Genomic DNA, 17,853 nt, shown 5'->3' on the forward strand with positions numbered 1-17,853 from the left:
TTGGCGGGGCTGCGGTGGCCGGGCGCTGGCCCGGCCGGTGCCAGGGGAGAGCGACGCCGCCGCGAAATGCCGCCGTCCACGGTGTATCCGCGCCGCCGGACGCGACGGGGACGGCGGCCGTGGCGCCGGCACGGGAAAAAATCACGCTGAGTGAGTTGCGCTGGCCATCCACAGCCCCGGGGGCATTCGACGCTCGCGTGACGTCGAACTGTCGGCCGGACTGGCTAGGCTGGCGCGACGGAAGCCGTGTGCCAGGGTCGTGAGGAGGTGCAGATGCCGGACCGTCGGTTGGACGCATCCGCCCTGCGCGACTGGGCGCACACCGCCGTCGGCGAACTGATCACCCACACCGACGAGATCAACCGGCTCAACGTCTTCCCGGTGGCCGATTCCGACACCGGTACCAACATGCTGTTCACCATGCGCTCGGCGCTCGCCGAGGCCAAGTCGTCGGCCGGTTCCGGTGACGTCACGGCGGTGGCGGCAGCGTTGTCGGAGGGCGCGCTGCACGGCGCGCGCGGCAACTCCGGGGTCATCCTGTCCCAGATCCTGCGCGGGCTGGCCGATGTGACCGCCTCGGCGGCCGCCGACACCGGCGGCGCACTGGCCGATGTCGACGCGGCTCTGCTCGGCGCGGCACTGCGCCACGGCGTCGGGCTGGTGGTGTCGTCGATGGGTGGCAGGCAGGTCGACGGCACCATCGTCTCGGTGCTGCTGGCCGCCGCCGAGACCGTCGAGCACGAGGCGGCCCAGGGCGCTGAATTGGGCGACGCGCTCGCCGCAGCCGGGGACGCTGCCGCCGCGGCACTCGAACGCACCCCCGATCAGCTGACGGTGCTGGCCGACGCCGGCGTGGTCGACGCCGGCGGGCGCGGCCTGCTGGTGCTGCTGGACGCCCTGACCGCGACCGTCAGCGGCCACGCCGCGGCGCGTCGGCCCTATGAACCTGCGCCTCCGCCGCTGGAGATCACCGCCGCCGAGCCGGCACCACCGCAGTTCGAGGTGATGTATCTGCTCGCCGACTGCGAGGCCGCGGTGGTGGACGGGCTGCGCTCCCGCCTGGACGAACTCGGCGATTCGGTGGGAATCGCCGCCTCGGGCGACGGATCGGACCGCTACTCGGTGCATGTGCACACCGACGACGCCGGCGCGGCGGTGGAGGCCGGGCTGGCCGCCGGGGCGGTCAGCAAGATCCAGATCTCGGTGCTGACCACCGGACCGGCCCGGGTCTCGCCGGGCGGGTGGAGCCGCGAGCGCGCCGTGCTGGCGGTGGTCGACGGCGACGGTGCCGCGGCACTGTTCAGCCAGGAGGGTGCGTTCGTGCTGCGCCCGGAATCCGACCAGATCCCCCCGTCGCTTCGCTCCGGCCCCCCGGTATCACCGCATGGGGTCAGCGCCCGGCAGCTGTTGCGGGCCCTGGTCGACACCGGCGCCGCACAGGTCATGGTGCTGCCCAACGGATATGTGGCCGCCGAGGAGATGGTCGCCGGCGCCACCGCCGGCATCGGCTGGGGAATCGACGTCGTCGCGTTGCCCGCGGCCTCGATGGTGCAGGGACTCGCGGCGCTGGCCGTCCACGATCCGGGTCGCCAGGCCGTCGACGACGGGTACACCATGGCCCGCGCGGCAGCCGGGGCCCGGCACGGTTCGGTGCGGATCGCCACCGAGCACGCTCTGACCTGGGCCGGCGCCTGCCAGCCCGGTGATGGTCTCGGCATCGCCGGCGACGAGGTGCTGGTGGTCGGCAAGGACGTCAGCACCGCGGCCGCGGGTCTGGTCGATCTGCTGCTGGTGGCCGGCGGGGAATTGGTGACCGTGCTGCTCGGGCAGGGCGTCGACCCGGGTGTCGCCGAGGCGCTGGCCGCCCACATGCACCGCCGGCACCCCGGCATCGAGTTGACGACGTATGACACCGGCCACCGCGGGGACGTGCTGTTGATCGGGGTGGAGTAGCCGTGGTCGGCCTCACCGATCGCCTCGACGGAATCGTGGGAGCCAAGGCGGCCGGCCTGCTCGACGAGGTGTTCGGCTTCCAGACCGTCGACGATCTGCTGCGGCACTACCCGCGTAAGTACAGCCACGGCATGACGGTCTGGGGCGAGGACGAGGTGCCCCCGGAGGAAGGCGAACACGTCACGTTCGTCGGCGAGATCGACAAGGCCGAGGTGCGCTGGACCAATCGCAGCCCGAAGCGTGAGTACCTGGTGATCACGCTGACCCAGGGGCGGCGCAAGGTCACCGCGACGTTCTTCAACGCCAAGTACCTCAAGCACGGACTTGTGGAACACACCAAGCTGATGCTGTCCGGTGAGGTCGGCTACTTCCGCAGCACCATGCAGCTGACCCACCCCGACTTCCTGGTCCTCAGCTCACCCAAGGGTGATCGCCAATTCGGCAGCAAGTCGCTCAAGACCATCGCCGACGTGTCGAAGGCCGAGACCGGCGAACTGTCGATGTCGGCGTTCGAGCGCGAGTTCTTCCCCATCTACGGGGCCAGCGCCAAGCTGCAGAGCTGGGAGATCTACGCCTGTGTGCGCCAGGTGCTGGCCGTGCTGGACCCGATCACCGATCCACTGCCGGAAAGCGTTGTCCGCCAACGTGGTCTGATGAGCGAGGATGCCGCCCTGCGGGCGATCCACCTCGCCGAGAACGACGCCGAACGCGAGGAGGCCCGTCACCGGCTGACGTTCGACGAGGCGATCGGGCTGCAGTGGGCGCTGGCCCAGCGGCGTAACAGTGAGCTCGCCGAGTCCGGACCGCCCGCCCCTCGCCGCGCTGACGGTCTGCTCGCCGAGCTGATCGGCCGGCTGCCCTTCGAACTCACCGCCGGCCAGCACGAGGTGCTCGGCGTGATCTCCGGTGAATTGGCGGCGACCAAGCCGATGCACCGGCTGTTGCAGGGCGAGGTCGGCTCGGGCAAGACCATCGTCTCGGTGCTGGCGATGCTGCAGATGGTCGACGCCGGGTATCAGTGTGCCCTGTTGGCGCCCACGGAAGTGCTTGCCGCCCAACATGTCCGGTCGATCCGCGACGTGCTCGGCCCGCTAGCGCTGGCCGGTCAGCTCGGCGGGGCGGAGAACGCCACCCGCATCGCGCTGCTGACGGGTTCGATGTCGGCGGCGCAGAAACGTCAGGTACGCGACGAGGTGTCCGCCGGTGAGGCCGGCATCGTCGTGGGCACCCACGCGCTGTTGCAGGACGCCGTCGAGTTCCACAACCTCGGCTTCGTGGTGGTCGACGAGCAGCACCGGTTCGGGGTGGAGCAGCGGGACCGGTTGCGGGCCAAGGCTCCTGCCGGTCTGACTCCGCACCTGCTGGTCATGACGGCGACGCCGATCCCGCGCACCGTGGCGCTGACGGTGTACGGCGATTTGGAAACCTCGACACTGCGCGAACTTCCGCGTGGACGTCAGCCCATCACCACCAACACGATCTTCATCAACGACAAGCCACAATGGCTGGCCCGGGCCTGGGGGCGGATCACGGAGGAGGTGGCCGCCGGCCGCCAGGCCTATGTGGTGGCATCGCGCATCGACGAGGACGACAAGACCGGCGGTGAGCAGCCCGGCCCACCCGCCGAGACCGTCGTCAGGCTCTTCCAGAAGCTCCAGCGCGGGCCGTTGAGCTCGCTGCGGCTGGGCCTGATGCACGGGCGGTTGTCGGCCGACGAGAAGGACTCGGTGATGGCCGCGTTCCGGGCTGGTGAGATCGACGTGCTGGTGTGCACCACCGTCATCGAGGTCGGCGTCGACGTGCCCAATGCCACCGTGATGGTGGTGATGGACGCTGACCGGTTCGGCATCAGCCAGTTGCACCAGCTCCGCGGTCGCATCGGGCGCGGCCAGCACCCGAGCCTGTGCCTGCTGGCCACCGGCCTTCCCGAGGGCTCCAAGGCGGGGGAGCGGTTGAAGGCGGTCGCCGGGACACTCGACGGGTTCGTTCTGGCCGACCTGGACTTGCAGGAGCGCCGGGAGGGCGATGTGTTGGGGCTCAACCAGTCCGGTCGACCGATTACTCTGCGGTTCCTGTCGCTGGCCGAGCACCTCGATCTCATCGTCGAGGCCCGCGAACTGTGCCAGCAGCTCTACGCCGCCAACCCCGACGACCGCGGCATGGCCGTGCTGGCCGGACAGTTCACCGGGTCCGACCGCGTCGACTTCCTGGACAAGGCGTGACGCCCAGGCACCTGGTGTGGCTCGCGGCGCTGACCGCGCTGACGGTGATCGTCGCGGTCCAGGTGGTGGGTGCCACCGGTGACGACCGGGAACTGCTGGCCCGTGCCGATGTGCCGACGGTGGCACCGGGTTCCGACGTGCTGGCCGGGATTGTCGTTGTGCCGCAACGGCAACGAGGCTACGACTACCGGCGCTCGGCGTTCGGCGACGCCTGGGACGACGACAACGATGCGCCGCTGGGGCACAACGGCTGCGATACCCGCAACGACATCCTCGACCGCGATCTCGTCGACAAGGCGTACGTGTCGGTCAAGCGCTGCCCGCACGCGGTGGCCACCGGCGTGCTGCACGACCCGTACACCGACGAGACCATCTCCTTCGTGCGCGGCGCCCAGGTCGGTGCCTCGGTGCAGATCGACCACATCGTGCCGCTGGCCTACGCCTGGGACATGGGGGCGCGAGACTGGCCGGACGGGCTGCGCCTGCGCTTCGCCAACGACCCGGCCAACCTGATCGCCGTGGCCGGGGGCGCCAACCAAGACAAGGGCGATCAGGGCCCGGCCAGCTGGATGCCGCCCAATCACGCCTTCTGGTGCCAATACGCCGTGCAGTTCATCGCGGTGCTGCGCGGTTACGGGCTACCGGTCGACGAGGCCTCGGCCCGTGAGCTGCGGGACGCGACGACCACCTGCCCGACCGGTTGAGGCCGGCTGAGCCCTGACCGGGCCGGCCCGCATCTGCTTGAATGCAGGGATTGCGAAGGGAGTCACAGGATGCGATCAGGCCGAGTCGTTGCGACGGTTGCCGCACTGTGGGCCGCTGCAGTGCTCGGGGCGGCACCGGCGTGCGCCGATCCGAACCCCTGTGCCTCCGTACCGTTTGGGCTGTGCCAGCTGGTCCCGATCTTTCCGGATCTCGACCACGACATCGACCTGACACAGAATCCGGACGGCACCCCGGTCAGTCTGGTCCCGAATCCGCAGGGCCCGACGCCCGCGCAGCCGCCGCTGGGGAACTAGGCGCCGGTGTAGGTGTCCGGGTTGGGCCGGAACCGGGTGCCGTCGTCGAGACCGTTGATGGCCTCGACCTCGTCGGCGGTCAGCTCGAAGTCGAACACGTCGATGTTCTCGGCGATCCGGGCCGGGTTCGCCGAGCGGGGGATCACCACATTGCCCAGTTGCAGGCTCCAGCGGATCAGCACCTGCGCCGGTGACTTGCCGTGGGCTGCTGCCACCGTGGCGATGGTGGGATTCTCCAGCAGCTTGCCGACGCCCAGCGGGCTGTAGGCCTCGGTGGTGATCGAGTACTCGGCGTGCACCGCACGCAGCTCGGCCTGGTTGAGCAGCGGATGCAGTTCGATCTGGTTGACCGCCGGGGTGAAATACGACAAATCGATGATGTTCGACAGGTGCTCAGCGGTGAAGTTCGAGACGCCGATCGACTTGGCGAGGCCGTCCTCCTGGATCCGCAGCAGCCCGCCCCACGCGTCGACGTACTTGCCGTTCTGCTCGGCGGGCCAATGGATCAGATACAGATCCACGTAGTCCAGCCCGAGACGCTCCAGGCTGACCTTCACGGCGTCTTGCGAGGCCTGGAAGCCCTGGTCGGCGGTGGCCAGCTTGGTCGTGATGAACAGCTCCTCGCGGGGCACACCCGAGGCGGCCACCGCGCGGCCGACGGCCTCTTCATTGCCGTAGACCGAGGCGGTGTCGATCAGCCGGTAGCCGGCCGCCAGCGCGTCGGTCACCGCCCGCTCGGTCTCCTCTGGCGACAACTCGGCGACGCCAAGTCCGATCACGGGGATGGTTTTGTCGTCGTTGAGCGTGACGGTGGGGATTTCGGCCGCCGGTGTCATGTCACCTGCCTGTGCTGTCGGGGGTTCTTCAGTCGGGTACCCACCATGTGGCGGGTCTGCGACCTCGGGTGAGGATAGTACCCGGCTGGACAGGCGTCTGATCAGGCCCGGTGGCGCGGCACGGCGGATCGCGAGCTGGGTGCGCCGTATTTGTCGAAGCCGTCAACCCCAGCGCTGTGCAAAGCTGAGTCCATGGCAGCGACGACAACCGGCGCACCGACCCACGGTCCGCTGACGCGCAAGGCCCTCGCACTGGGCAACCGGGCCGGGGTGAAGGTGATCCCGCATCTGCCCGGCGCTGTCAAACGGCTGGTCTCCGGTGGCCGGGCCGTGACGATCGACGGAAATACCCTCGACCCGTCGCTGCAGATGCTGGCGACTGCGCAGCGTCTGCAGGGCCTGACCGGTTTCAGCGCCCATGACGACCCGGTGGCCAGCCGCATCCAGACCACCGAACTCGCCCGCAGCTTCGACGAAACCGAGATCCTGGTCGCCGCCACCAGTGCGGTGTCCATCCCCGGGCCGGCCGGGGTCATTCCCGCCCGGCATTACCGCCCCCTCGGCGATGACCCCGCCCCGCTGCTGGTCTTCTACCACGGTGGTGGATACGTCGTCGGCGACCTCGACAGCCACGACGCGGCCTGCCGGCTGATCTGCCGCGACGCTGGTGTGCACGTGCTGGCAATCGACTACCGGCTGGCCCCCGAGCACAAGGCGCCGGCGGCCGTCGACGACGGGCACGCCGCGTACGTGTGGGCTCGCGAGCACGCGGGTGACCTGGGCGCCGACCCGGACCGGGTGGCCGTCGGCGGTGACAGCGCCGGCGGGAATCTGGCGACGCTGGTGACGCTGCGTGCCCGCGATGCCGGTGACCCGCTGCCGGCGCTGCAATGGCTGATCTACCCGGTGACCGACTTCCGCGGGCAGAGCCGGTCCCGAACCCTGTTCGCCGACGGGTTTCTGTTGACCAAGCGCGATATGGACTTCTTCACCGCGTGCCTGCTGGACGGGTCCGGGCTGGACGCCGCCGACCCCAGGATCTCGCCGCTGCTGGCCGAGAACCTCAGCGGCCTGTCACCGGCGCTGGTCGTCACGGCGGGATTCGATCCGCTGCGCGACGAGGGGGAGCAGTACGCCGCCAAACTGCGGGACGCCGGAGTGGTCGTCGACGTCAGGCGGATGGGATCGATGACCCATGCCTTCATCAATCTGAACGCACTCGGCGGCCAGGTGGCCCGGGCCAACGCCGAGATGATCTCGGCGCTGCGCGCCCACCTTGCCCGCGCCTGACGAGACAGCGACCGCACGCCGGTACTCTGGAGGCGCTAACACGACAGTCCAGAATCAGCGAGGATCTCCCGACCCGTGGCCAACAACAAGAAAAGCACGCCCCGCTACGACCTGAAGGCTGCGGACCGCAAGCGCAACCTGGCCATTCAGCTGGGTCTGACGGCCATCGTCGTCATCTTCGCCGTCGCCCTCGTGCTCTACATCGTGATGGGCCACGACAAGAAGGTGTCCGCCGGTGACGCGCAGGCAGTCCGGATCACCTCGAGCGCGCTGATCAAGAAGGACGGCAGCAGCGACCCGAAGGCGGTGCTGGCGGTCTACGAGGACTTCCAGTGCCCGCACTGCCGGGATTTCGAGAAGACCTTCGGCCCGACCATCAACAAGCTGGTGCAAAGCGGGGCAGTGGCCGCCGACTACTACTCGGTCGCCATCCTCAACTCGCGGGTCAACGACAACTACTCGACCCGGGCGGCCAACGCGGCCTACTGCGTCGCCGACGTCGACAAGGACGCCTACGTCCGGTTCCACTCCGCACTGTTCGCTCAGCAGCCCGAAGAAGGCGCGAGCGCCCCGGACAACTCCCGGCTGATCGAAACCGCCCGGCAGGCCGGTGTGCCCACCGACAAGGTCTCGTCGTGCATCAACGGCGGCAAGTACAACAGCATGATCGAGGGTCTGGCCGCAGCGGCCAAGATCAACGCCACGCCGACGATCCGGCTCAACGGCGAGGACATCAGCCCGGCCTCGCCGGACGACCTGGTCGCGAAGGTCAAGGCCGTCGTCGGTAACGTGCCCGGCCTGGAGCCCGCTTCGGCTGGGGCGCCTGTGCCGGGTGCCGCTCCCGCGGCCCCGGCTCCTGCGGCTCCCGCTCCGGCTGCGGCTCCCGCCCCGTCCCCGGCTCCGGCCGCCCCGGCACCCGCAACCCCGTGAGCGTCGCGACACCGGCTTCTGTCGGCCCGACCGAACCCGCCGACTCGGCGGGCCGGCCGGCCGGCGTCCCGGTGCGCGCCACCAGCGCCTGGTGGGTGCTGATCGCGGGGGTGATCGGCTTCGTCGCGTCCGCGACGCTGACGATCGAAAAGGTCGAGATGCTGATCAACCCGACCTACGTGCCGAGTTGCAGCATCAATCCGGTGCTGTCCTGTGGATCGGTGATGATGACGCATCAGGCGTCGGTCTTCGGGTTCCCCAACCCGCTGATGGGCATCGCCGGTTTCGCCGTGGTGATCGTCACCGGTGTGCTTGCCGTGGCGAAAGTGCGCCTGCCGCACTGGTATTGGGTGGGCCTGCTGGCCGGGGTGAGCCTCGGCGTGGTGTTCATCCATTGGCTGATCTACCAGACGCTGTACGTGATCGGTGCGCTGTGCCCGTACTGCATGGTGGTCTGGTCGGTGACTGTTCCACTGTGGGTGGTGGTGGCCTCGATCGCGCTGCGGCCCCTGGCCGGCAATGCGGTGGCCCGCGGGCTCTACACGTGGCGATGGTCGATCGTGACGCTGTGGTACACCGCCGTCATTCTGATGATCCTCGTGCGGTTTTGGAGTTACTGGTCGACCCTGATCTAGCGGCGTCGGTTCCGCGGTGAGGGTAGGGTTTGCCCGTGATCTCTAAAGTTCTGGTCGCAAACCGTGGTGAGATCGCGATCCGCGCCTTCCGCGCCGCCTATGAGATGGGTATCGCCACGGTGGCGGTATACCCCTACGAGGATCGCAATTCACTGCATCGTTTGAAGGCCGACGAGTCCTATCAGATCGGCGATGTCGGTCATCCGGTGCGGGCCTATCTGTCGGTCGACGAGATCGTCGGCACCGCGCTAGCCTGCGGAGCCGACGCGATCTATCCCGGTTACGGATTTCTCTCGGAGAACCCCGATCTGGCCGCGGCGTGCGCGGCCTCGGGGATCACCTTCATCGGCCCGGACGCCTCGATCCTGGAACTGACCGGAAACAAGGCGCGTGCGATCGCGGCCGCTCGCGCGGCCGGCCTTCCGGTGCTGGCATCCTCGGAGCCGTCGGCGTCGGTGGCCGACCTGGTCGCGGCGGCGGCCACAATGGATTTCCCGCTGTTCGTCAAGGCGGTGGCCGGCGGTGGTGGTCGCGGAATGCGCCGGGTCAGCGACCCGGAGGCGTTGCCGGAGGCCATCGAGGCGGCCAGCCGTGAGGCGGAGTCCGCATTCGGTGACCCGACGGTGTTCCTCGAGCAGGCGGTGGTCAATCCGCGCCACATCGAGGTGCAGATCCTGGCCGATACCCACGGCAACGTCATCCACCTCTACGAGCGCGACTGTAGTGTTCAGCGCCGCCACCAGAAGGTGATCGAGCTGGCTCCGGCGCCCAATCTGGATCCTGCTCTGCGGGAACGGATCTGCGCCGATGCGGTGGCGTTCGCCCGGCATATCGGCTACACCTGCGCCGGCACGGTGGAGTTCCTGCTCGACGAGCGTGGCAGGCACGTGTTCATCGAGATGAACCCGCGCATCCAGGTGGAGCACACTGTCACCGAGGAGATCACCGACGTCGATCTGGTCTCCTCGCAGCTGAAGATCGCTGCCGGGGCGACACTCGACGAGCTTGGCCTGTCCCAGGAGGCGGTACGTCCGCACGGCGCGGCCCTGCAGTGCCGGATCACCACCGAGGACCCGGCCAACGGTTTTCGTCCGGACACCGGCCGGATCACCACCTACCGCTCACCGGGCGGGGCGGGTATCCGTCTGGACGGCGGCACCCATCTCGGTGCCGAGGTCGGGGCGCACTTCGACTCGATGCTGGTGAAGCTGACCTGCCGGGGCCGCGACTTTCCGACCGCGGTGGCCCGCGCGGTGCGCGCGGTCGCGGAGTTCCGGATCCGCGGGGTGTCGACGAACATCCCCTTCCTGCAGGCGGTTCTGGATGATCCCGATTTCCGCGCCGGGCGGATCACCACGTCGTTCATCGACGAGCGCCCGGAGCTGCTGACCGCACGGACCTCGGCCGACCGCGGCACCAAGATGTTGAAGTTCCTGGCCGACGTCACCGTGAACTCGCCCTATCGGGACCGCGACCGGGTCTATCCGCAGGACAAGCTGCCCGCCCTCGACCTCGCGGCGAGCACTCCGCCGCCGGGCAGCAAGCAGCGTCTGGTCGAACTCGGACCGCAGGGATTCGCGGACTGGTTGCGGGATTCACCGGCCATCGGCGTCACCGACACCACCTTCCGGGACGCCCACCAGTCGCTGCTGGCCACCCGGGTGCGGACGTCGGGTCTACTGACGGTGGCCCCCTACATCGCGCGAATGATGCCGCAGCTGTTGTCGATCGAATGCTGGGGCGGGGCGACTTACGATGTGGCGCTTCGCTTCCTGAAAGAGGATCCCTGGGAGCGGCTGATCGCACTGCGCGAGGCGGTGCCCAACATCTGTCTGCAGATGCTGCTGCGTGGCCGAAACACGGTGGGCTACACCCCCTATCCGGAGACGGTGACGCACGCGTTCGTCGACGAGGCCGCGCGCAGCGGGGTGGACATCTTCCGGATATTCGACGCGCTGAACAACGTCGAGTCGATGCGTCCGGCGATCGAGGCGGTGCGCGACACCGGAACCGCGGTGGCCGAGGTGGCCATGTCCTACACCGGCGACCTGTCGGACCCCGCCGAGACGCTCTACACGCTCGACTACTGGCTGCGCCTAGCCGAGCAGATCGTGCAGGCCGGCGCCCACGTGCTGGCGATCAAGGACATGGCCGGCCTGCTGCGCCCGCCTGCGGCCGCCACCCTGGTCGCGGCCCTGCGCAGCCGCTTCGACCTGCCGGTGCACGTGCACACCCACGACACCCCGGGTGGGCAGTTGGCCACCTACACCGCGGCCTGGCACGCCGGTGCCAGCGCGGTCGACGGTGCGGCGGCTCCGCTGTCCGGGACCACCAGTCAGCCGCCGCTGTCGGCGATCGTCGCCGCTGCCGCGCACACCTCCTACGACACCGGGCTGGACCTGGCCGCGGTCTGCGATCTGGAGCCGTACTGGGAAGCGCTGCGCCGGGTGTACGCACCGTTCGAAGCCGGCCTGCCCGCTCCGACCGGGCGGGTCTACCACCACGAGATACCCGGCGGGCAGTTGAGCAACCTGCGCACCCAGGCGATCGCGCTGGGGCTGGGGGACCGGTTCGAGGACGTGGAGAACGCCTACGCCGGTGCGGACCGGATCCTGGGCCGGCTGGTCAAGGTCACCCCGTCGAGCAAGGTCGTGGGCGATCTGGCGCTGGCCCTGGTCGGCGCGGGCATCACCGCCGAGGAGTTCGCCGCCGACCCGGCGCGTCACGACATCCCCGACTCGGTCATCGGGTTCCTCCGCGGTGAGCTCGGTGACCCGCCGGGCGGTTGGCCGGAACCATTGCGCACCAAGGCATTAGAGGGTCGCGGACCGGCCAAGCCCGAGCAGCCGCTGGCGGTCGCCGATGAGAAGGCCCTCGTCGAACCGGGTCCGGCCCGGCAAGCGGTGCTGAACCGGCTGCTGTTCCCCGGCCCTACCCGGGAATTCGAGGCCCACCGCGAGGAGTACGGCGACACCTCGGGGTTGTCGGCCAACCAGTTCTTCAGCGGCCTGCGCCAAGGCGACGAGCACCGCATCCAGCTCGAACGCGGAGTGCAGTTGATCGTCGGCCTCGAGGCGATCTCCGATCCCGACGACCGCGGCGTCCGCACCGTCATGTGCATCATGAACGGTCAGCTGCGCCCGATCCAGGTTCGCGACCGCAGCATCGCCGACACCGTGCCCACCGCCGAGAAGGCCGACCGCGCCAACCCCGACCACGTCGCCGCCCCGTTCGCCGGTGTGGTGACGGTGGGGGTCGGCGTCGGTGACCAGGTCAGCGCGGGGCAGACCATCGCCACCATCGAGGCGATGAAGATGGAAGCCGCGATCACTGCACCCAAGGCCGGCGTCGTCACACGGGTGGCCGTGGGCAGCACCGCCGGTGTCGAAGGCGGTGACCTGCTCGTGGTGATCGGGGTCAACGGAGCGACGACCTGACCCGGATCGTCGCCGGCGTGGCGGGTGGGCGGCGAATCAACGTGCCGCCCAAGGGAACCCGGCCGACCACCGACCGGGTACGGGAAGCGTTGTTCAACGTGCTGGGCGCGCGGCGTGACTTCGACGGCCTGCACGTGCTGGACCTGTTCGCCGGGTCGGGGGCCCTTGGGCTCGAAGCGCTGTCCCGCGGTGCGGCCTCGGCGCTGTTCGTCGAGAACGACGGCCGCGCGGCTGCGGTGATCGCCCGCAATATCGACGCGCTGGGGCTGGCCGGGGCGACGGTGCGCCGCGGTGCGGTCGCCACCGTGCTGAACGCGGCGCCGTCGAGACCGGTGGATCTGGTGCTCGCCGATCCGCCCTACGACGTGCCCGCCGCGGAGGTGGACGCTCTACTCGGCCTCCTGGTACGCAACGGGTGGCTCGCGCCCGGTGCCGTGGTGGTGGTCGAGCGGGCGGCGTCGTCACCCGAGCTGAATTGGCCGCCGGGGTGGACGGCGTGGCCGCCGCGCCGCTACGGCGACACCCGGGTCGAGGCCGCCGAGGTGGACTGACGGGCTGCTAGCGTTTGGCTGCATGAGTGGTGCGGTCTGCCCGGGGTCGTTCGACCCGGTGACGTTGGGACACATCGATATCTTCGAGCGCGCTGCCGCGCAGTTCGATGAGGTGATCGTCGCGGTGCTGGTCAACCCGAACAAGTCGGGGATGTTCGACATCGACGAGCGCATCGCGATGATCTCCGAAGCCACCGCCCACCTACCGAATCTGCGCGCTGAGTCGGGCAGCGGCCTGGTCGTCGACTTCGTGCGCGACCGCGGCTTCACCGCGATCGTCAAGGGCCTGCGGACCGGAACCGATTTCGAGTACGAGCTGCAGATGGCGCAGATGAACAAGCACATCGCCGGGGTCGACACCTTCTTCGTCGCGACCACCCCGCAGTACTCGTTCGTGTCCTCGTCGCTGGCCAAAGAGGTGGCCGCGTTCGGCGGGGATGTCTCGGCGCTCTTGCCCGACGTGGTGAACCGCCGGCTGCAGGCCAAGCTCGCGCAGCGTTCCTGACGCCGCGCGTCGGTACCTCGACAGACCGCCGCGCGCGCACGGCCGCGCACCCTCGCGCATCGGTACCGCCAGCCCACTCAGGCCGACATAATGAACACCACAGTGCGGGTGGACCACCCTCTGACCAGTGGGCCTGTCATAACTCGGATTCCGACACACCGACACGGCACCGCAGTCACAGGCGTAACACCAGGCACACTGGTCACTACCAACTACGCCAGGAGGGCGGCGCCGTGTACCGAGTTTTTGAAGCGCTCGACGAACTGAGCGCAATTGTCGAGGAGGCCCGCGGCGTGCCGATGACGGCCGGCTGTGTGGTTCCGCGCGGGGACGTGTTGGAGCTGGTCGACGACATCAAGGACGCGATCCCCGGCGAGCTCGACGACGCCCAGGACGTCCTGGACGCCCGTGACGCGCTGCTGCGCGAGGCCAAGGAGCATGCCGACTCCATGGTCGCCAACGCCACGGCCGAGGCCGACTCGCTGCTGAGCCACTCCCGCGCCGAGGCGGACCGGCTGCTGGCCGACGCCAAGTCGCAGGCCGACCGCATGGTGGCCGAGGCCCGCCAGCACAGCGAACGCATGGTGCACGAAGCCCGCGAAGAGGCATCGCGGCTGGCCGCGACCTCCAAGAGGGAGTACGAGGCCGCCACCAGCCGGGCCAAGGCCGAGGCCGACCGCCTGGTCGAGAGCGGCAACATGTCGTATGAGAAGGCCGTGCAGGAAGGCATCAAGGAGCAGCAGCGGCTGGTCTCGCAGACCGAGGTCGTGCAGGCCGCCAACGCCGAATCCACCCGGCTCATCGACACCGCGCACGCCGAAGCCGACCGGCTGCGCGGCGAGTGCGACATCTACGTGGACAACAAGCTGGCCCAGTTCGAGGACTACCTCAACGGCACGCTGCGCTCGGTGAGTCGCGGCCGCCACCAGCTGCGCACCGCCGCGGGAACGCACGACTACGTCCAGCACTGAGTCGACGTCCAACACTGAGTCGACGTCCAACACTGAGTCGCCCGGCCGGCGGTTACCGTCCGGATCCTGTCCTGCCGCGGCCTAAGATCGATAGTTATGCCGACGCCACAACGTGCAGGGCAGCACCCCGATCCGCGCTCGCCCCTGGTCTTCGACGTGTCCCGGCTCGGCCGTCGGCCCGGTTCCATGATGGAGGTCCACGAGACGGTCCCCAGTCCTTCGCGGATCGGGCTCGACCTGCTCGCGATCGAGCGCGGCGCCGACATGGACCTGGACCTTCGCCTGGAATCGGTGTCCGAGGGCGTGTTGGTCTCGGGCACCGTGCACGCCCCGACCAGCGGCGAATGCTCGCGCTGTCTGGGGCCCGCCGCCGGTGATATCGAGATCGTGTTGACCGAGCTGTTCGCCTACCCCGACAGCGCCACCGAGTCCACCACCGAGGAAGACGAGGTGGGGCGGGTCATCGACCAGACCGTCAACATCGAGCAGGCCGTCGTCGACGCTGTCGGCCTCGCGCTGCCGTTCGCACCGCTGTGCTCGGACGATTGCCCGGGTCTGTGCCCGGACTGCGGGGTGGCGCTGGCCACCGCGGAACCCGGTCATCAGCACGACAAGATCGACCCGCGCTGGGCCAAGCTGGCCGGGATGCTGGACGAGGGGGACGGGTCCGGGCCGGAAGCGGGCCGCTCATGACGGCGCCGCGACAGCACGTCCTGGACGCCCTCGGAGTCGAGCTGCCCGAGGATCTGCTCACCCTGGCACTGACCCACCGCAGCTATGCCTATGAACACGGTGGGCTGCCCACCAACGAACGTCTGGAATTCCTCGGTGACGCCGTGCTGGGACTGACGGTCACCGACGAACTGTTTCACCGCCACCCCGAACGCACCGAGGGCGACCTGGCCAAACTGCGGGCCAGTGTGGTCAACACCCAGGCGCTTGCCGACGTGGCGCGGGGGCTGACCGGGGAGGGGCTCGGTGCCCACCTGCTCCTCGGGCGCGGCGAGATGAACACCGGCGGAGCGGACAAGTCCAGCATCCTGGCCGACGGAATGGAGTCGTTGCTCGGTGCGGTCTATCTCCACCATGGCATCGAGGTCGCCCGCGACGTGATCCTGCGCCTGTTCGGTGCTCTGCTCGACACCGCCCCGACCCTGGGTGCCGGCCTGGACTGGAAGACCAGCCTGCAAGAACTCACCGCCGCCCGAAACCTGGGCCCGCCGTCCTACGTCGTCACCTCCACCGGACCCGACCACGACAAGGAGTTCACCGCCGTCGTGGTCGTGATGGACACCGAGTACGGCAGCGGTGTCGGCCGGTCCAAGAAGGAAGCCGAACAGCGGGCCGCCGCGGCGGCGTGGAACGCGCTGGATACAGCGTGACTCCCAACCTGATTCGCTGATGCCTGAACTGCCCGAAGTCGAGGTGGTTCGCCGCGGTCTGCAGGCCCACGTCGCCGGTAGGACGATCACCGCGGTGCGGGTGCACCATCCGCGGGCGGTGCGCCGACACGAAGCCGGTGCCGCCGACCTGACCGCCCGGCTGCTCGGGGCGCAGGTGCTCGGCACCGATCGGCGAGGAAAGTACCTGTGGCTCAACCTTTCTGACGACGAGGCGCTGGTGGTGCACCTCGGAATGAGCGGGCAGATGTTGCTCGGTCCGGTACCCAACACCGATCACCTGCGCATCGCCACCCTGCTCGACGACGGCACCGCACTCAGCTTCGTCGATCAGCGCACGTTCGGCGGGTGGCAACTGGCTGATCTGGTGACCGTCGACGGTAGTCGGGTGCCCGCCCCGGTGGCGCATATCGCCCGTGACCCGCTGGACCCGCTATTCGATCGCGATGCTGTGGTAACGGTCTTGCGCCGCAAGCACTCTGAGATCAAGCGACAGCTGCTCGATCAGACCGTGGTCTCCGGAATCGGCAACATCTACGCCGACGAGGCGCTGTGGCGGGCCAAGATCAACGGGGCACGGTTGGCCGAGAAGCTGACCCGCCGCCAACTCGAGGAACTGCTCGACGCCGCCGCAGAGGTGATGCGGGAGGCGCTGGGCCAGGGCGGGACGTCGTTCGACTCGCTGTATGTCAACGTCAACGGGCAATCCGGATACTTCGACCGCTCGCTGAACGTCTATGGGCGCCAAGACCGCAACTGCCGGCGCTGTGGGGCGGTGATCCGCCGGGACAAGTTCATGAACCGCTCGTCGTTCTACTGCCCGATCTGTCAACCGGTTCCGCGCAGGCCACGCCCGCGCGGGTAGCGGCCTGGTACTACTGTCACATGACCCAACGTCCCATCGAGGTGCGCCCCGGCGCGCCCGTCGACCTGGCTCCCGACACCATCAACCCGGACTGGGTCATCGAGGGTGACCCGCAGATCCGGTGCACCTGGTGGTCCAGTGACACCGACGGGCTGGCGGGCAATTTCGTCTGGGACTGCACGGCCGGACGCTTCCGCTGGTACTTCGGATGTGACGAGACGGTCCACATCATCGAGGGCGAGGTGGAGGTGAGCACCGAGGGTATCGCCCCGGTCTGGTTGCGCGCCGGGGACTCGGCGATCTTCCGCACCGGCACCTGGGCCACCTGGTACGTGCCGACCTATGTCCGCAAACACGCCGTGGTGCGGACCAACCTGCCCGGGCCGCTGCGCCTGCAGGTCATCTGGGGCAGACGGGCCAAACATCTGCTGCGGCGGCTGCTCGGCCGCGGCGCCGCCCCGGAAACACCGCGGCTGTGACGGTGGGTGGAATATCCCCGGGCCGGGGGATGTAGGAATGTGCCATGACTGAACTGTGGGTGGAACGCACCGGTATCCGGCGCTATACGGGGCGCAGCAGCCGAGGAGCCGAGGTTCTCATCGGCTCGCAGACCGACGAGGGCGTCTTCACTCCTGGTGAGCTGCTCAAGATCGCGCTGGCCGGGTGCAGCGGGTTGAGCAGCGATCAGCCGCTGCGCCGCCGGCTCGGCGACGACTACCCGGCCGTCATCCGGGTCTCGGGTGAGGCCGACCGGGAGCAGGAGCGATACCCGGTGCTCACCGAGAAACTCGAGATCGACCTGTCCGGCCTGTCGCCCGAGGAGGTGGAGCGCCTGGTCGTGGTGGTCAACCGGGCCATCGACCAGGTCTGCACCGTTGGGCGCACCCTGAAGAACGGGGCCACGGTCAGCTTCGACATCACCGATACCGGGCATCGTGAGTGATGACGTCCGCCTGACCGCCTGGGTGCACGGCCACGTGCAGGGCGTGGGTTTTCGCTGGTGGACCCGCTCGCGGGCGCTCGAGCTGGGCCTGACCGGCTACGCCAGTAACCAGGCCGACGGCCGCGTGCTCGTGGTCGCCCAGGGGCCCCGGGCCGACTGTGAGCGGCTTCTCGAGCTGCTGCGCGGTGGCCAGACTCCCGGATCGGTGGACAATGTGGTCGCCGACCTGACCGAACCCGGCGAGCCGATCGTGGGCTTCCGCGAACGCTGAGCCGACCGCCGGTAATCTCACTGCT

18 protein-coding genes are annotated in these 17,853 nt (G+C 69.1%); 17 read left to right on the plus strand and 1 reads right to left on the minus strand.

Annotation, left to right across the window (positions count from 1 at the left end; translation table 11 throughout):
- Positions 1 to 273: 273 nt before the first annotated feature.
- From G6N35_RS01970 to G6N35_RS01985, 4 genes are all read left to right on the plus strand, one after another.
- On the plus strand, positions 274 to 1,953 hold the full coding sequence (locus G6N35_RS01970) for a fatty acid kinase ATP-binding subunit FakA (protein ID WP_163802722.1): 1,680 nt from the start codon (positions 274 to 276) through the stop codon (positions 1,951 to 1,953).
- A 2-nt stretch (positions 1,954 to 1,955) separates the two neighbouring features.
- Positions 1,956 to 4,175, plus strand: a complete 2,220-nt coding sequence (gene recG, locus G6N35_RS01975) for an ATP-dependent DNA helicase RecG (protein ID WP_163802723.1) — start codon at positions 1,956 to 1,958, stop codon at positions 4,173 to 4,175.
- Positions 4,172 to 4,879 carry an HNH endonuclease family protein gene (locus tag G6N35_RS01980; RefSeq protein WP_163802724.1) on the plus strand — a complete coding sequence of 236 codons (708 nt, stop codon included), beginning with the start codon at positions 4,172 to 4,174 and terminating at the stop codon, positions 4,877 to 4,879. The genes recG and G6N35_RS01980 overlap by 4 nt, the downstream gene beginning before the upstream one ends.
- A gap of 69 nt (positions 4,880 to 4,948) precedes the next feature.
- A complete protein-coding gene (locus tag G6N35_RS01985) occupies positions 4,949 to 5,194 on the plus strand; it encodes a fibronectin-binding protein (protein WP_163802725.1) in 246 nt (81 codons plus the stop codon).
- Here the strand turns inward: G6N35_RS01985 and G6N35_RS01990 are convergent.
- A complete protein-coding gene (locus G6N35_RS01990; protein ID WP_163802726.1) occupies positions 5,191 to 6,030 on the minus strand; it encodes an aldo/keto reductase in 840 nt (279 codons plus the stop codon). The genes G6N35_RS01985 and G6N35_RS01990 overlap by 4 nt on opposite strands.
- A gap of 192 nt (positions 6,031 to 6,222) precedes the next feature.
- On the opposite strand from G6N35_RS01990, the gene G6N35_RS01995 reads away from it, so the two are divergent.
- From G6N35_RS01995 to G6N35_RS02055, 13 genes are all read left to right on the plus strand, one after another.
- On the plus strand, positions 6,223 to 7,320 hold the full coding sequence (locus G6N35_RS01995; RefSeq protein WP_163802727.1) for an alpha/beta hydrolase: 1,098 nt from the start codon (positions 6,223 to 6,225) through the stop codon (positions 7,318 to 7,320).
- 75 nt (positions 7,321 to 7,395) lie between these two features.
- Positions 7,396 to 8,250, plus strand: coding sequence for a DsbA family protein (locus G6N35_RS02000; protein ID WP_170313106.1), 855 nt, complete (start codon positions 7,396 to 7,398; stop codon positions 8,248 to 8,250).
- Positions 8,247 to 8,885, plus strand: coding sequence for a vitamin K epoxide reductase family protein (locus G6N35_RS02005; protein WP_163802728.1), 639 nt, complete (start codon positions 8,247 to 8,249; stop codon positions 8,883 to 8,885). Before G6N35_RS02000 ends, G6N35_RS02005 begins: the two co-directional genes overlap by 4 nt.
- A gap of 35 nt (positions 8,886 to 8,920) precedes the next feature.
- On the plus strand, positions 8,921 to 12,322 hold the full coding sequence (locus G6N35_RS02010; protein WP_163802729.1) for a pyruvate carboxylase: 3,402 nt from the start codon (positions 8,921 to 8,923) through the stop codon (positions 12,320 to 12,322).
- Positions 12,319 to 12,873, plus strand: coding sequence for a 16S rRNA (guanine(966)-N(2))-methyltransferase RsmD (gene rsmD, locus G6N35_RS02015; RefSeq protein ID WP_163807413.1), 555 nt, complete (start codon positions 12,319 to 12,321; stop codon positions 12,871 to 12,873). Before G6N35_RS02010 ends, rsmD begins: the two co-directional genes overlap by 4 nt.
- A gap of 22 nt (positions 12,874 to 12,895) precedes the next feature.
- The gene (gene coaD, locus G6N35_RS02020) at positions 12,896 to 13,378 is read left to right on the plus strand and encodes a pantetheine-phosphate adenylyltransferase (RefSeq protein ID WP_163802730.1); all 483 of its coding nucleotides are present in this window, start codon (positions 12,896 to 12,898) and stop codon (positions 13,376 to 13,378) included.
- 233 nt (positions 13,379 to 13,611) lie between these two features.
- The gene (gene sepIVA, locus G6N35_RS02025) at positions 13,612 to 14,349 is read left to right on the plus strand and encodes a cell division protein SepIVA (RefSeq protein WP_163802731.1); all 738 of its coding nucleotides are present in this window, start codon (positions 13,612 to 13,614) and stop codon (positions 14,347 to 14,349) included.
- 96 nt (positions 14,350 to 14,445) lie between these two features.
- A complete protein-coding gene (locus G6N35_RS02030; protein ID WP_163802732.1) occupies positions 14,446 to 15,042 on the plus strand; it encodes a YceD family protein in 597 nt (198 codons plus the stop codon).
- Positions 15,039 to 15,731: a ribonuclease III gene (gene rnc / locus G6N35_RS02035; RefSeq protein WP_163802733.1), complete on the plus strand. Its 693-nt coding sequence runs from the start codon at positions 15,039 to 15,041 to the stop codon at positions 15,729 to 15,731. The genes G6N35_RS02030 and rnc overlap by 4 nt, the downstream gene beginning before the upstream one ends.
- Before the next feature lie 19 nt (positions 15,732 to 15,750).
- A complete protein-coding gene (gene mutM, locus G6N35_RS02040; RefSeq protein ID WP_163802734.1) occupies positions 15,751 to 16,614 on the plus strand; it encodes a bifunctional DNA-formamidopyrimidine glycosylase/DNA-(apurinic or apyrimidinic site) lyase in 864 nt (287 codons plus the stop codon).
- A gap of 20 nt (positions 16,615 to 16,634) precedes the next feature.
- Entirely contained in the window at positions 16,635 to 17,093 is a 459-nt protein-coding gene (locus G6N35_RS02045; protein WP_163802735.1) for a cupin domain-containing protein, read from the plus strand.
- A gap of 44 nt (positions 17,094 to 17,137) precedes the next feature.
- Positions 17,138 to 17,557: an OsmC family protein gene (locus tag G6N35_RS02050; RefSeq protein WP_163802736.1), complete on the plus strand. Its 420-nt coding sequence runs from the start codon at positions 17,138 to 17,140 to the stop codon at positions 17,555 to 17,557.
- A complete protein-coding gene (locus G6N35_RS02055; RefSeq protein ID WP_407664595.1) occupies positions 17,538 to 17,828 on the plus strand; it encodes an acylphosphatase in 291 nt (96 codons plus the stop codon). Before G6N35_RS02050 ends, G6N35_RS02055 begins: the two co-directional genes overlap by 20 nt.
- The last annotated feature ends 25 nt before the right edge of the window (positions 17,829 to 17,853 follow it).

It is taken from the genome of Mycolicibacterium anyangense (assembly GCF_010731855.1).
GTDB classification, from domain to species: domain Bacteria; phylum Actinomycetota; class Actinomycetes; order Mycobacteriales; family Mycobacteriaceae; genus Mycobacterium; species Mycobacterium anyangense.

Bases quoted from the DNA above. Each gene is read 5' to 3' on its own strand.
- G6N35_RS01970 (WP_163802722.1), top strand. From the start codon at position 274: ATGCCGGACCGTCGGTTGGACGCATCCGCCCTGCGCGACTGGGCGCAC.
- G6N35_RS01985 (WP_163802725.1), top strand. From the start codon at position 4,949: ATGCGATCAGGCCGAGTCGTTGCGACGGTTGCCGCACTGTGGGCCGCT.
- G6N35_RS01990 (WP_163802726.1), bottom strand. From the start codon at position 6,030: ATGACACCGGCGGCCGAAATCCCCACCGTCACGCTCAACGACGACAAA.
- G6N35_RS01995 (WP_163802727.1), top strand. From the start codon at position 6,223: ATGGCAGCGACGACAACCGGCGCACCGACCCACGGTCCGCTGACGCGC.
- coaD (WP_163802730.1), top strand. From the start codon at position 12,896: ATGAGTGGTGCGGTCTGCCCGGGGTCGTTCGACCCGGTGACGTTGGGA.
- G6N35_RS02030 (WP_163802732.1), top strand. From the start codon at position 14,446: ATGCCGACGCCACAACGTGCAGGGCAGCACCCCGATCCGCGCTCGCCC.
- rnc (WP_163802733.1), top strand. From the start codon at position 15,039: ATGACGGCGCCGCGACAGCACGTCCTGGACGCCCTCGGAGTCGAGCTG.
- mutM (WP_163802734.1), top strand. From the start codon at position 15,751: ATGCCTGAACTGCCCGAAGTCGAGGTGGTTCGCCGCGGTCTGCAGGCC.
- G6N35_RS02045 (WP_163802735.1), top strand. From the start codon at position 16,635: ATGACCCAACGTCCCATCGAGGTGCGCCCCGGCGCGCCCGTCGACCTG.
- G6N35_RS02050 (WP_163802736.1), top strand. From the start codon at position 17,138: ATGACTGAACTGTGGGTGGAACGCACCGGTATCCGGCGCTATACGGGG.